General features: G+C 49.6%; 11 protein-coding genes. 6 read left to right on the top strand and 5 right to left on the bottom strand.

Annotated elements, in window-relative coordinates; translation table 11 throughout:
* Nucleotides 1–118: 118 nt before the first annotated feature.
* The 5 genes from E5358_RS03705 to E5358_RS03685 all read right to left on the bottom strand — a co-directional run bounded on the left by E5358_RS03705 (nt 119) and on the right by E5358_RS03685 (nt 5,979).
* Nucleotides 119–1,003: an ABC transporter substrate-binding protein gene (locus E5358_RS03705; RefSeq protein ID WP_135938936.1), complete on the bottom strand. Its 885-nt coding sequence runs from the start codon at nt 1,001–1,003 to the stop codon at nt 119–121.
* A complete protein-coding gene (locus E5358_RS03700) occupies nt 1,000–2,016 on the bottom strand; it encodes a glycosyltransferase family 2 protein (RefSeq protein WP_135938935.1) in 1,017 nt (338 codons plus the stop codon). Before E5358_RS03700 ends, E5358_RS03705 begins: the two co-directional genes overlap by 4 nt.
* 39 nt (nt 2,017–2,055) lie before the next feature.
* Nucleotides 2,056–3,432 carry a tRNA (N(6)-L-threonylcarbamoyladenosine(37)-C(2))-methylthiotransferase MtaB gene (gene mtaB, locus E5358_RS03695; RefSeq protein WP_135938934.1) on the bottom strand — a complete coding sequence of 459 codons (1,377 nt, stop codon included), beginning with the start codon at nt 3,430–3,432 and terminating at the stop codon, nt 2,056–2,058.
* A complete protein-coding gene (locus tag E5358_RS03690; RefSeq protein ID WP_135938933.1) occupies nt 3,425–4,231 on the bottom strand; it encodes a glycoside hydrolase family 25 protein in 807 nt (268 codons plus the stop codon). The genes mtaB and E5358_RS03690 overlap by 8 nt, the downstream gene beginning before the upstream one ends.
* Before the next feature lie 104 nt (nt 4,232–4,335).
* Nucleotides 4,336–5,979 carry a diphosphate--fructose-6-phosphate 1-phosphotransferase gene (locus tag E5358_RS03685; RefSeq protein ID WP_135938932.1) on the bottom strand — a complete coding sequence of 548 codons (1,644 nt, stop codon included), beginning with the start codon at nt 5,977–5,979 and terminating at the stop codon, nt 4,336–4,338.
* 295 nt (nt 5,980–6,274) lie between these two features.
* Between E5358_RS03685 and E5358_RS03680 the strand changes: the two genes are divergently transcribed.
* From E5358_RS03680 to E5358_RS03655, 6 genes are all read left to right on the top strand, one after another.
* Nucleotides 6,275–6,820 carry a 1-acyl-sn-glycerol-3-phosphate acyltransferase gene (locus E5358_RS03680; protein WP_135938931.1) on the top strand — a complete coding sequence of 182 codons (546 nt, stop codon included), beginning with the start codon at nt 6,275–6,277 and terminating at the stop codon, nt 6,818–6,820.
* Nucleotides 6,821–6,950: 130 nt separating this feature from the next.
* On the top strand, nt 6,951–9,764 hold the full coding sequence (locus E5358_RS03675) for a golvesin C-terminal-like domain-containing protein (RefSeq protein ID WP_135938930.1): 2,814 nt from the start codon (nt 6,951–6,953) through the stop codon (nt 9,762–9,764).
* Between the two features lie 159 nt (nt 9,765–9,923).
* The gene (locus tag E5358_RS03670) at nt 9,924–10,166 is read left to right on the top strand and encodes a hypothetical protein (RefSeq protein ID WP_135938929.1); all 243 of its coding nucleotides are present in this window, start codon (nt 9,924–9,926) and stop codon (nt 10,164–10,166) included.
* 465 nt (nt 10,167–10,631) lie between these two features.
* Nucleotides 10,632–10,955: a hypothetical protein gene (locus tag E5358_RS03665; protein WP_135938928.1), complete on the top strand. Its 324-nt coding sequence runs from the start codon at nt 10,632–10,634 to the stop codon at nt 10,953–10,955.
* Nucleotides 10,903–12,774 carry a YgiQ family radical SAM protein gene (locus E5358_RS03660; RefSeq protein ID WP_135938927.1) on the top strand — a complete coding sequence of 624 codons (1,872 nt, stop codon included), beginning with the start codon at nt 10,903–10,905 and terminating at the stop codon, nt 12,772–12,774. Before E5358_RS03665 ends, E5358_RS03660 begins: the two co-directional genes overlap by 53 nt.
* A gap of 164 nt (nt 12,775–12,938) precedes the next feature.
* Nucleotides 12,939–13,547, top strand: a complete 609-nt coding sequence (locus E5358_RS03655) for a thiamine phosphate synthase (RefSeq protein WP_135938926.1) — start codon at nt 12,939–12,941, stop codon at nt 13,545–13,547.
* Nucleotides 13,548–13,652: the final 105 nt, after the last annotated feature.

Raw genomic sequence — 13,652 nt, 5'->3', positions numbered from 1 at the left:
GCACAGAATCTGGAAGAAAGCAATATTCCACGAAATCCGAATGGGAGTGTTGTATCTGTTTTGTCCGCTGCAAAGTTACCAAAAATAATCCAAATCAAGAAAGATATTCTTTTTTTTTTTATAATTTAACAAACCTTATTATTGGAATGTCTTTCACGAATTTTTCCGGCACTGACATTCTCCTCACAAGTATAGAATCATAATGTGCTATTCCGTTCTTGTTTATTGAGTCACAAGCACGGTTATAGATTTTCACAAACAATTCCTTGTTCTCTTTTTCCACAAGAAAAGCCCCATACGTTTTTCCACCACGGCTGCATTCTGCATAAAGATTCTCATGCCCAACCTTACGTGCAACAGTTGCTTGTGGTTCCGGTAGCACAGCAGCATCTATAGTGTTGTTTGCAAGCATTGCCATACGTACATTCAGACTGTGGATGTTCACAAGAAACGCCTTGTCATCAACAAGTTTCACAGAATCCAGAACATACTGTGCCATCACGGCATCTGCCCCTTTACGATCCACGGCAATCATCTTGTCTTTCAGTTGCGAGACTTTCTTCACACGTGCCTTGCGATTTGCAAAAAGAAACAGGCAACAGTTCGGATTCCTGACGATTGAGTATTTTTCCTTCACACCTTTCTTCATTCCTGCCAAAAGCATTGCTGCCCGGACACTGTCCGTTGACGCACAGAATGCCGAGCCTCCCACCAACGCACTGTCACAATCGGCTATCGATGCCTGCTGCTGTAAGCCCAATTCACATCCCAGTTCGTCGGCAATGCCGGTCTCCACGGCAACATAAACAGGAAGACAGTCCAATGTCGGGGTGACAGCAACTGTCATACATTTGGCAGAATCGGCATCGGCATTTCCTCCTTTATCGTCATCAGAAGCTGCATAGACTACGCCCAAAGCAACCAACAGCACAGCAACGCATGCCAACGCATAAAAAACACGTTTCTGCTTTATACTCATTTCTTTCATATCCTTCATTATCATAAATCAGAGAAATATTTTTTTCCACGCAAGTAATATTTCACAAGTATTGAATACGAAGTTGTGCACCTCTCTCGTACATTATCATCCTTGCAGGCACGCTCCTGTATTCGCTTGCGTATCGGAGCATAGTCACTCTTCCAAGCATTGAAATCCCTGCGTGCTGCCCTTATCGCCTTAACATCAGCAATATTGCCTTTTAGCAATGATTGCAGCATAGCCACATAATCAAGGGCGAGTCTCCACCTCATCACACTTTTTATCCGTGTGTCCGGCAGATTCTTATAAAGCATTGTCAGATTATTGCGGAAATTCAGATATGTCTTGCGCGGATTGCCTTGCGGAAGCGTACCGCCGCCAAAGTGGTAAACGCAGCTGTCCGGCACACACACAATGCGATAGCCGAACAGACGCATGCGCCAACAGAGGTCTATCTCCTCGTTATGGGCAAAGAAACGTGCGTCCAGTCCTCCCGACTCCATGTAAACATCCCTGCGAACCATCATGCATGCGCCAGTCGCCCAATGTATGTCGCATACATCATCATATTGTCCTTTGTCTTTCTCCACCACGCCAAAAATCCTTCCTCGGCAAAAAGGATAACCGAATCTGTCTATGAATCCGCCTGCCCCACCGGCATACTCAAAAGAGTTTTTATCATTGAACGACAACAGTTTAGGCTGACATGCCGCCACATCCTGATTTGCATCCATATACCCAACAAGAGGAGAAAGCCAGCCCTTCGGAGTCTCCACATCACTGTTGAGAAGCACCACATAGTCACTGTCCACCTCAGATATGGCACGGTTATAACCTTCAGCGAAACCATAATTCATGCCAAGGCGGATAACACGCACAGACGGAAACTCGGACGCAAGCATCGCAAGCGAGGCGTCATACGATCCATTGTCCGCAACAACAATCTCCGCACCATCAGTGTTAGCGACAACAGAAGGCAGAAAACGGCGCATCATGGCAGCACCGTTCCAGTTCAAGATTATAACAGATACTTTCATCACGGATATATCCTCCCATTCTTATTATGACACAAACGACTACGGCAACAGTTCTGCCATCAACGCAGTCTTGTCGCTGTTAAAGCCACTAAGCCTTACTTTCAAGATTTCATTGTCATACTCGTCCTTGGCAATGCCGGCAGGAATCTCCACACGGACATAGTTATCTGTGAATCCATGCATTGCCCTGCCCTTCGGAGCTTTCTCCATAAGGACATGCATCTCCCTTCCGATAAAGCCCTTATAGAAAGCCTCGGTCTTCAAGTCCGACAGCTCCAGCAAACGATGTGAGCGTTCTTTCTTCTCCTTGTCCTCAACGACATAATGGATTTTCAGTGCCGCTGTCCCCGGACGCTCCGAATATGGGAACACATGAAGCTGCTGCACATCAAGAGACTTGATGAACTCATAGCATTCCTCAAAGCATTCCGGTGTCTCGCCACGGCATCCGACCATTACATCAACACCGATAAACGCATCCGGCATCAATAACTTTACAAGCTCTATCTTACGACGGAACAAAGCCGTGTCATAACGGCGGTGCATCAGCCTAAGCACTTCATCGCTTCCCGATTGCAAGGGAATGTGGAAATGTGGCATGAAAGCACGCGAGCCGGCACAGTACTCTATCAACTCGTCGGTAAGCAGATTCGGCTCTATCGACGATATACGGTAACGCTCTATACCCTCAACCTTGTCAAGAGCCTTCACCAATTCAAGGAAAGTCTCCCCTGTTGTCTGACCGAAATCCCCGATATTAACGCCTGTCAGCACAATCTCCTTTCCTCCTCTCTCCGCTACCTCACGAGCCTGTGCCACAAGTGATTCCACGGAAGGGTTGCGCGAATTTCCACGCGCATAAGGTATTGTGCAATATGTGCAATAGTAGTTGCACCCGTCCTGAACCTTAAGGAAATAGCGTGTCCTGTTGCCACGCGAGCACGACGGAGCAAAAGACTTGATTTCCTTTGTCTTCACACTATGGTGGCGATGAAGGTTCTCCGAAATTATTGTGCCACGCCCTTCACCACAGTCAGCACCGGACTTCTCTGTCCACGCATCAGAAAGATACTGCATCAGGTCTGCCTTCTCGTTTGAGCCAAGGACAAGGTCAACACCTTCTATTGCTGCGATGCGCTCCGGTTCAAGCTGTGCATAGCAGCCTGTCACAACGACAAAAGCCCCGGGATTGTTGCGCACCATCTTATGTATCTGCTGTCGGCATTTATGGTCGGCAACCTCCGTCACAGAGCAGGTGTTTATGAGGCAGAGGTCTGCCTGCTCACCCTTTGCGGCGGCAACGACACCCCTCTTCTCCAGCATCTCGGCGAATGTCGATGTCTCGGCAAAATTCAATTTGCATCCAAGCGTGAAATATGCGGCTTTCTTTCCTTTGAAAATATTATTGTCAGTCATCTTCCGGTAAACAGAGTTTCTTTAGGTCATAAAACGACCCATTGTAAATATCAAAATCCACCTCACCTTCTATTCCGGGCAGCCTGCCGGCATCCGTATGCTGCCAGAACTTCCATTTGCCCTTATATTGCATCGTGTCAACGTAGTAATGCGCTATCCAATAAGGGTAATCGTCAAAGCGCGCATCGTTGAGATACTTCTCTTTAAATTTATAATAGGTGTATATAATGGGCTTGACATGGTATTTGTTCTCCACCGTATGCAGCCATGTCAGCACATCACGCTGGAAATCTTCCACCGAACGTTCCTTCGCCTTATGCTCCACATCAAGGATTGGAGGCAAGTCGCCCGCTTCAAGCAGCACATTTGCAAGAAAGAATTCCGCCTGCTGCTTGGCAGGAGTCTTAAGACTGAAGAAATGGTACGCTCCGCGTATGAACCCGTGTTCGCGCGCCTGGAAGAAGTTCTCGTCAAAGTTCTCGTCGACAATGCTTGCGCCTTCCGTCGCCTTTATGAGAACAAAACGTACGGGACAGCGGTTGATGTTCGCCGTACGGAGCAACGCCCAGTCAATATCTCCCTGATAATGGGAGACGTCTATGCCATGGATTTCATAACCTTCCGGATAATTGGCATCACCGTACAGCGCCTGCCAGCGGAAGGATGTCGGAGAGACAAAGAAATACCAGAAAGCCCATGTGTAGGCAGCCACAAGCAAAAAGCCACCCAGCCACCACACCCATTTGGGATGGCGGCTGAGTCGCTTTCTCTTATTTTTGGTAGTTCTTTTCTTTCCCACTTAACGTGTTATGAAATTCATGCAGCCATAAGCCACACATCACACGACGCGCAAGCCCGGAACAACACCGGCACTGCGCGTCATGCATGCTTATAGCGAAAGGATTACTCGTGCTCGAGAGTCAGTGTCTTTGTCGGCTGGTCGCATACCTCTGCCGGACCAAAATACTGTATCGGACCTGGATAAATGAAGTCTGTCTCACGAGCCCACTTTGTGCGGTGGCAAACGAAGTACTTGTATGGATTGCCGTCCAGTTCCACGAGGGCCTTGCGTATCACAGGCTTCATCTCGCCGTTACGCTTCTCCATGTTCATCATCATGGTGATAGGAATACCTCCCGCAATCCACTCGTCAACAGGCTTGGATGTGTTCTTCACGGAAGACATGTAGCCTGTCTTGCCTGCAGCGATAAGCATGGAAGCGTTGAAACCGAGAGAGTAGCAGTAGTCAGCGTCAAAGTTTGAAGGGGCAGCGCAACGTCCCTCGTAGCCGAAGAAGTGGTGCTGTGTTGAGAACTTGCCGTTGAAGAGACCTTCCTTCTTCCACTCGGCGAGCTTCTTGCCAACCATCTCTGCGAGCAACTGCTCTGTCTCGATGAGTGATACCTGCACGTTTCCGTGTGGGTCGCGCTCAAGGGCGAGCTGGCGTGAAACAGAGAGAGGGAGGCTCTTGAAGATTGCAGCGTTCTCGTCAGAGAGGTGCTTCAGCACGTAGCTGATCTTGTTATCGTCGGCAACGAGGTCGAAGTCTGCCTGGTTTGCAGCAAGCATATCGTTAAGTTCTGCAATCAGTTTCTTGATGGCAGGGATAAACTCGATAAGACCTTCCGGTACAAGCACCACGCCATAGTTCATGCCGCGTGTGGCACGGTCAGCCACTGCATCGGCGATGTATGTCACAACGTCGTCAAGAGTCTGGTTCTTAGCCTCAACCTCCTCACCGATGAGGGTGATGTTCGGATGTGTCTGAAGAGCGCACTCAAGTGTAACGTGAGAAGCGGAGCGTCCCATGAGCTTGACAAAGTGCCAATACTTCTTGGCAGAGTTACAGTCGCGCATGATGTTGCCGATAACCTCAGAGTAGACCTTGGTAGCTGTATCGAAACCGAATGAAGTCTCAATCTCAGAGTTCTTCAAGTCGCCGTCGATAGTCTTAGGGCAGCCAATCACCTGCACACCTGCATCGATGGCCTTGTAGTATTCGGCGAGCACACAAGCGTTAGTGTTGGAGTCGTCACCGCCGATGATTACGAGTGCCTTGATGTCAAGTGCCTTAAGGATTTCAAGACCCTTGTCAAACTGGTCTTTCTTCTCGAGCTTTGTACGACCGGAGCCAATGATATCGAAGCCACCGGTGTTGCGGTACTCGTCAACGATTTCGGCTGTCAGCTCCATATAGTTGTGCTCCACAAGTCCGCTTGGACCAAGGATGAAACCGTAGAGCTTGTTTGCCGGATTCAGCTTCTTGATACCGTCGAAGAGACCTGAGATGACATTATGACCGCCGGGAGCCTGACCACCGGAAAGGATAACGCCCACGTTCATCTGCTGTGTCTTCATCTCACCGTCAACCGGCTCAAAGCGAAGATATGGCATTCCGTAAGTGTTAGGGAAAAGTTTCTCTACTTCCTCCTGGTCGGCAACCGACTGTGTCGGCTCACCTTCTACAGCATTCAGTGCGCCACGCAAAGCGAGAGGGAGCTTTGGCTGGTAAGCGGCACGAGCAATCTGCAATGCACTTTTTTCCATAGTTCTTGTTGTTTGTTTTATGTTATCGTATGAAATCTTTATCACAACTGTATTGTACGCAGCAAGCGGCAAAGGATTTCTCCGGCACCTGGCGCGCAAAACAATCCGCCAAAAACATCACTCAGCGTTCCGGCGCAATACGTACTTTCTTCCTGCAAAGATAACAAATTCTTGGTAAAAAACCGAACAAACAGCAAAAAAAAATCCAAAATAAAACTTTTTTATTTGCAAATTAGGCTATCTGAGAGATTTTTTATAACTTTGAACCCTGATTTGCACTTGCATAAAACGTAACATCATGAAAAGACTTTGCCAATGGATTCTCTACAGGCTTATGGGGTGGAAGAAGGACATAACCCAAGAGCATCCGGACAAATACATAATCTGCCTCGCACCGCACACAAGCAACTGGGACTTCATCATAGGGCAGCTTTTTGCCATGGCGGAAGGGATGCACACGAATTTCCTCATGAAAAAGGAGTGGTTCTTCTGGCCTCTCGGCATCTTGTTCAGGAGCATGGGCGGCATCCCTGTCTACAGGCAGAAGAGCACGTCGATGACCGACACTCTCGCCGAAACGGCGAAAAGCAAGGAGAGTTTCAAGCTCTGTGTGACTCCCGAAGGGACAAGGAGCGCGACAAAGGAATGGAAAAAGGGCTTCTACTATATCGCGCTGAAAGCCAAAATGCCGATACTACTCTATGGCATGGACTACGGGAAAAGGGTGATAACATGCACTAAGACCCTCATCCCGTCAGGCGACATCGACAAGGACATGGAGGAGATAAAGCTCTATTACACTGCCTTTGAAGGCAAGCATCCAGAGAACTTCATAATATAGGTTTTCCTCGGCTTTGCAGAAGGTTACCTTTTACCCAACAAAGGGTTACCTTTTACCATGCGAAAGGTTACCTTTTACAACATAAAACGTAACCTTTCACACCACCGAGGAAGAAGGCACTTGCGACATTATGACAGAAATGCTTAGAAAGATAACACTAACTATACTGTTAATCAATATATTACTACCCGTCAACGCCCAACAGCCCTGGGTCAGGAACGTATCCAAAGCGACGACAATCGAGAACGGTCTGGCAGGCAAGCATTTGTCTGTGTGGCCAAGCCACGGCAGGTACTACAACATCAGCAGGGACAGGTGGGAATGGCAAAGGGCACAGCTCTACGGCACATGCGAGGATGTCTTCACGCAATCCATAGTCTATCCCTACCTCATCCCTATGCTTGAAAACGCCGGAGCGAACATTTTCGTGCCGAGAGAGAGGGACTGGCAGACGAACATGGTCATCGTCGACAACGACAGACCACAATCAGGATACTCAGAAAGTGCGGAAGCGGCAGGCTGGACGACATCACCGCTGCCGGGATTCGCCGCCACGGGAATGTGCTACAAGGACGGCGACCGCCCTTTCGCAACAGGGACGGCAAGAATGGCAAGGACAAGCACAGGGAACAGGACGGACATTTCGCGCGCTTTCTATTTCCCGAAGATTCGCGAAAAGGGAGAATATGCCGTCTATGTCAGCTACCAGACAGTGGAGGAATCGATAGACGATGCCGAATATATAGTATGCCACCAGGGGACAGCCACAACGTTCCGTGTCAACCAACAAATGGGCAGTTCGACATGGGTGTACCTCGGCACTTTTGAATTTGAGGCCAATGCTCCGACAAACAATTATGTCTGCGTGACAAACCACAGTGCGCACAAAGGCGTTGTGACCACCGATGCCGTGCGCTTCGGCGGCGGAATGGGCGACCACCGGCGTGGCGGCAAGACTTCGGGACTGCCGCGTGCCTTGGAGGCAGCACGCTACTACACACAGTTTGCAGGAGTGCCAAAGGCGATGTACATGACCAAAACCGGAAAAAACGATTACAGCGAGGACATCAACTGCCGCTCGCTGGCCTCCAACTGGCTGTCGTACGGTTCGCGGACAAACCCGACGGAGCAGCCGGACTCGCTGCATCCGGTGTTTGACATCGATTCTCTCACGCTTGCCGAGAATGCTGTACGGCTGTACGTTGACAGCATAACGAAGGCGAACATCGACAGTTTCGGCACGGCATACCCTGACAGCCTGTCCGAAGCTATCATAGACTCGACCGCAACAGCCATACTCGACAGCGTCAACGGGACACCGTTGCAGCAAATCAACCTTCAGCGCGGAGACACTCATCTCGGGCATGTCCCTCTCGACTTGCAGCTTGCCATACACAGCGATGCCGGCTGGCTGCGCGATTTCACGACGCACTATGGGAGTCTGACGATATGCACAACGGACTTCAACAATAAGGAGACAGCGGACGGAAGACCACGCTTCGTGTCGAAAGACTTTGCGACAGAACTCCTGAAAAGTGTGTCGAAAGACCTTAACAAGGCATTCGGGAAATGGGTGGTGCGTGAGGTTTGGGACAGGAATTACAGCGAGACGCGCCTGCCGGCACAGCCGTCGGCGATACTCGAGACCATGTCCCACGAGAATTTCCCTGACCTGAAATGCGGCCATGACCCGAACTTCAAGTTTGTTCTTTCACGTGCTATCTACAAAACCATACTGCGCTGGCTTTGCGAAAGGGACGGAAGGCAGGCTGCCGTGCAGCCGCTCACTCCGCAGAATTTCTCTGCCGCCACGCTGAAAGGTGGCGAACTGACATTAAGGTGGAGTGCGCAAACCGACTCCCTCGAACCGTCTGCCATTCCGGATTCCTACGTGTTGTACACAAGGACCAACAACAGTGGCTACGACAACGGCAATATAATAAAAGGAACAGAGCACAAAATCCGCCTGTCGCCGAACACTCTCTACCGCTTCCGCCTCACTGCCGCCAACAGAGGAGGTGAAAGTTTCCCGACGGAAGAGCTTGTCGCGCTTTATTCTCCTGAGGCGAAAGAGACAGTGATGATTGTCAATGCCTTCCACCGATTGTCGTCACCGGCTGTAGTGGAGACTGACAGCATCTGCGGATTTGACCTCGATGCGGATGTCGGACTGTCATTCGGAAAGACTCCGGCATGGATAGGCCATCAGCAGGTCTTCGACAAAACGCAGGCAGGAAAAGGCACAGGACTGGGCTTCACAGACAATGACCTGCTCGGACGCTTCACTGCCGGCAATGACTTCAACTACGCTTTTGCCCATGCGGAAGCCGTCAGGAACGCAGGAAAGTATAACGTTGTGAGCCTTTCTTCAGATTGTTTCTCACAGCAGACGGACATCACCGGTGTGAGCGTCCTTGACATTCTCTTTGGTAACGAGAAGGATGACGGTTATTCGCTCCTGACTTACAAGACGTTCACCCCGCAAATGCGTGAAGGCATCGAAGCATTCATCGAGCGAGGAGGAGGGCTGTTCCTCAGCGGAAGCTATATCGCCTCGGACATGCAGGAAGAGGAAGAGCAGGCATGGCTTGCCGACAATCTACACATAATGTATGGCGGAACGGACTGCGATTCACTGCCTTTCCGCAAGAACGAGCCCATGGACATCGTGTCAGGGAACGGCATGCAAATGTCCGTCTTCAGGCACGTGAACGACAAGCATTATGCCTCCGTGGCATCGGACATCCTGTTTTCCACCGACTCCTTGTCTGACCACAAGCACCTTGCCTACGCTTCCGGCTCTCAGGCTTCAGTGGCTTATGAGGGCGACACGTACCGGGTCTTTGCACTCGGCTTCCCGTTTGAATGCGTGAAGGATGCCGCAAGCAGGAATCTTTTGATGAAAAAGATACTGGCTTTCCTCAGACGAGGGAAGAAAGAATGATGGGCTACATCTGCTTAATCATGGAGTTACACTCAAAAAAACGAGTATTCACACCACATGGTTCATGTCTGTCAGGCAAGCAAAAAAACATCCGCAATTGTTTGGAATTCACGATTTAATGTATTAATTTTGCAATTGAAAATCACAAAATAGGACACTATGATTACAAAACACCAAACTATTCGCCTTGACAACAATGTCATGAGCGCACTTAGTGCCCGCGCAATGAGTGAGCAGCAATCTATTGAGGCTTATGCCAACAAATTATTAAGGCTTGTGCTCAATATTGATTCCCAAGAACCGGAAGTTGAAAAAAGCGCGGCAGAAAAGCGTTTGGCTTGCATCGAGAAATTATGTGGGGTACTGCATGATGATGGTGTGGACTATAAGCAAATAACATGAGTTCGACGAAATTACAATGATGTGAAGAGCATCACAAAAATCTTAAGCCAACAAAAATCGGATGCTATTTAGCAATTCTAAATACCCCATTTCCAAGCACACCGTGAAACGGTGGCTCTTCGTTACCCCCGTATGGAGGCGTAGCCGAACATGCGGGGGTAACAAGAAACTCTCTCACAGCACCGTAAGACGGTTCCTCACAGCGTATATTCTCTGCAAGGAACCTTAATATGAAGCACCGTCTTACGGTGCAGATTGATGCTCCGAGGTTACCGCCCATGTCGCTTCGCTCCATAGGCGGTTAGGAATAGAGTCACCGTTTCACGGTGCTGTGATTGAGATTTTTATCATTCTACAGTAGAGTTTCAAAATCATCGAACTCACATTGAATAGAATTACCCAACCTAACGCCCCAACTTATAATAAAACAACGAAGAAACATAACCAACAGTAAACAATCATCACATTATGCAAATCATAGCAAACGCCAAAGGTACACGCACCATTGAAATCACAGAGGAGCACCTTGCGACACTGAAAAAGTACAGCCTTTTCCGCAACCTCATAGACAGTAACGGCATCGTCGACGAGACAGTGCTCGGCAAACTGCGCCTGAACATACGCGCACTCCTTGAACATGAGGGGACTTCGGACAAGAATCTTATGGACCTTTGCTTTGATGTCATCTACAATCCTAACATGAAAGCAATCGGACTGGACAACCTTATCAAGCTGTATGCAGAACATGATGCTGACGGACTTTCTACCAACGACCAAGAAGGAGCTTGAACTGCGCGGCTGGGATTATGTCGACATAATCATCTTCTCCGGCGATGCGTATGTTGACCACCCGTCTTTCGGTGCTGCCGTGATAGGCAGGACATGGGAGGCGGAGGGCTATCGTGTAGCCATTGTGCCGCAACCGGACTGGCATGGCGATTTCCGTGACTTCAAGAAACTGGGGAAGCCTCGCCTTTTCTTTGCCATTTCGCCAGGTTGCATGGACTCCATGGTCAACAAATACACCGCAAACCGCCGTCTGAGAAGTGAGGATGCCTACTCTCCGGACGGACGGCACGACTGCCGACCTGAGTACCCTACCATCGTCTATACCAAGATTCTGAAGCAGCTTTATCCTGACACGCCGGTCATTCTCGGTGGCATAGAGGCTTCACTGCGACGCGTCACGCACTATGACTATTGGCAGGACCGTCTGCAGAAGTGCATCTTATGCGACTCCGATGCCGACATGGTAACCTACGGAATGGGAGAGCGTGTCAGCACAGAACTGGCAAACCGTGTCGCCAACGGCACTCCTGTCAGCGAAATCAAAGACCTTCCGCAGACGGTTGTGTTATGCAGGAAAGAGGAAATCCCCGGCGGAATCAAAGAGGATGACATCATGCTGCACTCTCACGAGGAGTGCCTGAAAAACAAACGCGCACAGGCAGAGAACATAAGGCATATTGAGGAAGAATCCAACCGTATCCATGCACAGCGCATTCTGCAGGAGGTGGACGGGAAGTTTGTCGTGGTCAATCCGCCTTACCCTACCATGACGACAGAGGAACTTGACCACTCGCACGACTTGCCGTACACGCGAATGCCGCATCCTAAGTACAAAGGCAAGCGCATCCCTGCTTATGAGATGATAAAACTCTCCGTGAACATCCATCGTGGATGCTTCGGAGGCTGTGCTTTCTGCACCATCTCCGCACATCAGGGCAAGTTCATCACATGCCGTTCCAAGGAGAACATACTGCGTGAGGTGAAGAAAGTCATGGAGCATCCCGACTTCAAAGGCTATTTGTCTGACCTCGGAGGTCCGTCGGCAAACATGTATGGCATGGCAGGCAAAAACCCAAAAGCATGCGAAGCATGCAAACGGCCTTCGTGCATCCACCCGAATGTGTGCCCGAACCTTGACACTGACCACACGAAACTGCTTGACATTTACCATGCGGTCGATGCTTTGCCGGGAGTAAAGAAGAGCTTCATCGGCTCCGGAGTGCGCTACGACTTGCTGCTGCACCGGTCAAAAGACGAGAAAACCAACGAGGCTGCACGGCTGTACACACGCGAACTAATCACGAATCATGTGTCAGGCCGCCTGAAAGTTGCACCGGAACACACTTCCGACAAGGTGCTGCGGTTGATGAGAAAACCATCGTTCCAACAGTTCCGCGACTTCAAGCACATCTTCGACCGCATCTGTCGGGAGGAGGGACTGCGCCAGCAGATTATCCCTTATTTTATCTCTTCCCACCCGGGATGTCACGCCGAGGACATGGCAGAGCTTGCCGTGATAACAAAAGGCTTGGATTTCCAACTGGAACAGGTGCAGGATTTCACTCCCACCCCACTGACCATAGCGACCGAGACATGGTACACCGGCTACGACCCGTACACTCTCGAGCCAGTCTACTCTGCCAAATCGCAGAAAGAAAAGTTGCAGCAACGGCAGTTCTTCTTCTGGTACAAGCCCGAGGAACGACGCAACATCGAGCAGGCTCTGCGTAACATGGGACGCCCGGATCTCATCGCAGCACTGTACAAAGGGACAGCACCGGCACGCCCTTTCAAGCCGAAAAGGCACGGCAAACGTTAGGAATAACCACAAAACAGCACAATTCCTGTGGCACAATGAAATAAGCAGGATTTCCAACATGGAAAGGAACGTGGCAGAAAACGGCAAACATTAATAAACTTTAATAATGGTTTATTGGATGTTTGCCGTTTTTTCTTTACCTTTGCAGAAAATTATATAGACAGATGAAACTCGTCATAATAACACAACCGCAATTCTTCATCGAGGAGGACAGAATCATCACAGCCCTTTTCGATGAAGGACTCGATTCACTGCATCTCTACAAGCCGGGCTCATCACCGCTATATTTCGAGCGTCTCCTGACTCTCATACCGGAAGATTACCACAGCAACATTGTCATACACGAGCACTTCTACATGAAGCAGGAGTTTGACCTTGCAGGAATACATCTTGATGACCCTGACGCTGATGTGCCGCAAGGCTACCGCGGAAAGGTGAGCAGAAGCTGCACCGACCTCTCAAAACTGAAAGATACAAAGAAGAAATCACAGTATGTTTTCCTGCATGACATCTTTGACAGACAGCAAAACGGCAGCTCCGAATCAGGCTTTTCCGAATCAAAAATCCATGAGGCAAGCCGGCAGGGACTCATCGACAAGCACGTATATGCCTTCGGTGGCATGAATGCTGACAACATCCGCTGGGCACATGACGCCGGGTTTGGCGGTGTAGTATTGTGCAGTGACATCTGGAACCGGTTCGATGTCCATAGCCAAGTGGACTACAACGATGTCATACAGCATTTCCAACGTCTGCGCAAATTGGCAAGATAAGGTCTTCCCGACAAAGCGAAACAAACTCGCCGGAAAGAAGAAACAAAGGACAAAAGGCAACATACAGAAACAAAACTTACACACAATACGCTAACATTTCATAAC

The organism is Palleniella muris (assembly GCF_004792655.1).
In the GTDB taxonomy this organism is placed as follows: domain Bacteria; phylum Bacteroidota; class Bacteroidia; order Bacteroidales; family Bacteroidaceae; genus Prevotella; species Prevotella muris_A.
This window is presented reverse-complemented; position numbering and strand designations above follow the sequence as displayed.

What these genes read in the sequence shown, in the direction of transcription:
- E5358_RS03705 (WP_135938936.1), bottom strand. Translation starts at nt 1,003, where the DNA reads ATGATAATGAAGGATATGAAAGAAATGAGTATAAAGCAGAAACGTGTT.
- E5358_RS03700 (WP_135938935.1), bottom strand. Translation starts at nt 2,016, where the DNA reads ATGAAAGTATCTGTTATAATCTTGAACTGGAACGGTGCTGCCATGATG.
- mtaB (WP_135938934.1), bottom strand. Translation starts at nt 3,432, where the DNA reads ATGACTGACAATAATATTTTCAAAGGAAAGAAAGCCGCATATTTCACG.
- E5358_RS03685 (WP_135938932.1), bottom strand. Translation starts at nt 5,979, where the DNA reads ATGGAAAAAAGTGCATTGCAGATTGCTCGTGCCGCTTACCAGCCAAAG.
- E5358_RS03675 (WP_135938930.1), top strand. Translation starts at nt 6,951, where the DNA reads ATGACAGAAATGCTTAGAAAGATAACACTAACTATACTGTTAATCAAT.
- E5358_RS03670 (WP_135938929.1), top strand. Translation starts at nt 9,924, where the DNA reads ATGATTACAAAACACCAAACTATTCGCCTTGACAACAATGTCATGAGC.
- E5358_RS03660 (WP_135938927.1), top strand. Translation starts at nt 10,903, where the DNA reads ATGCAGAACATGATGCTGACGGACTTTCTACCAACGACCAAGAAGGAG.
- E5358_RS03655 (WP_135938926.1), top strand. Translation starts at nt 12,939, where the DNA reads ATGAAACTCGTCATAATAACACAACCGCAATTCTTCATCGAGGAGGAC.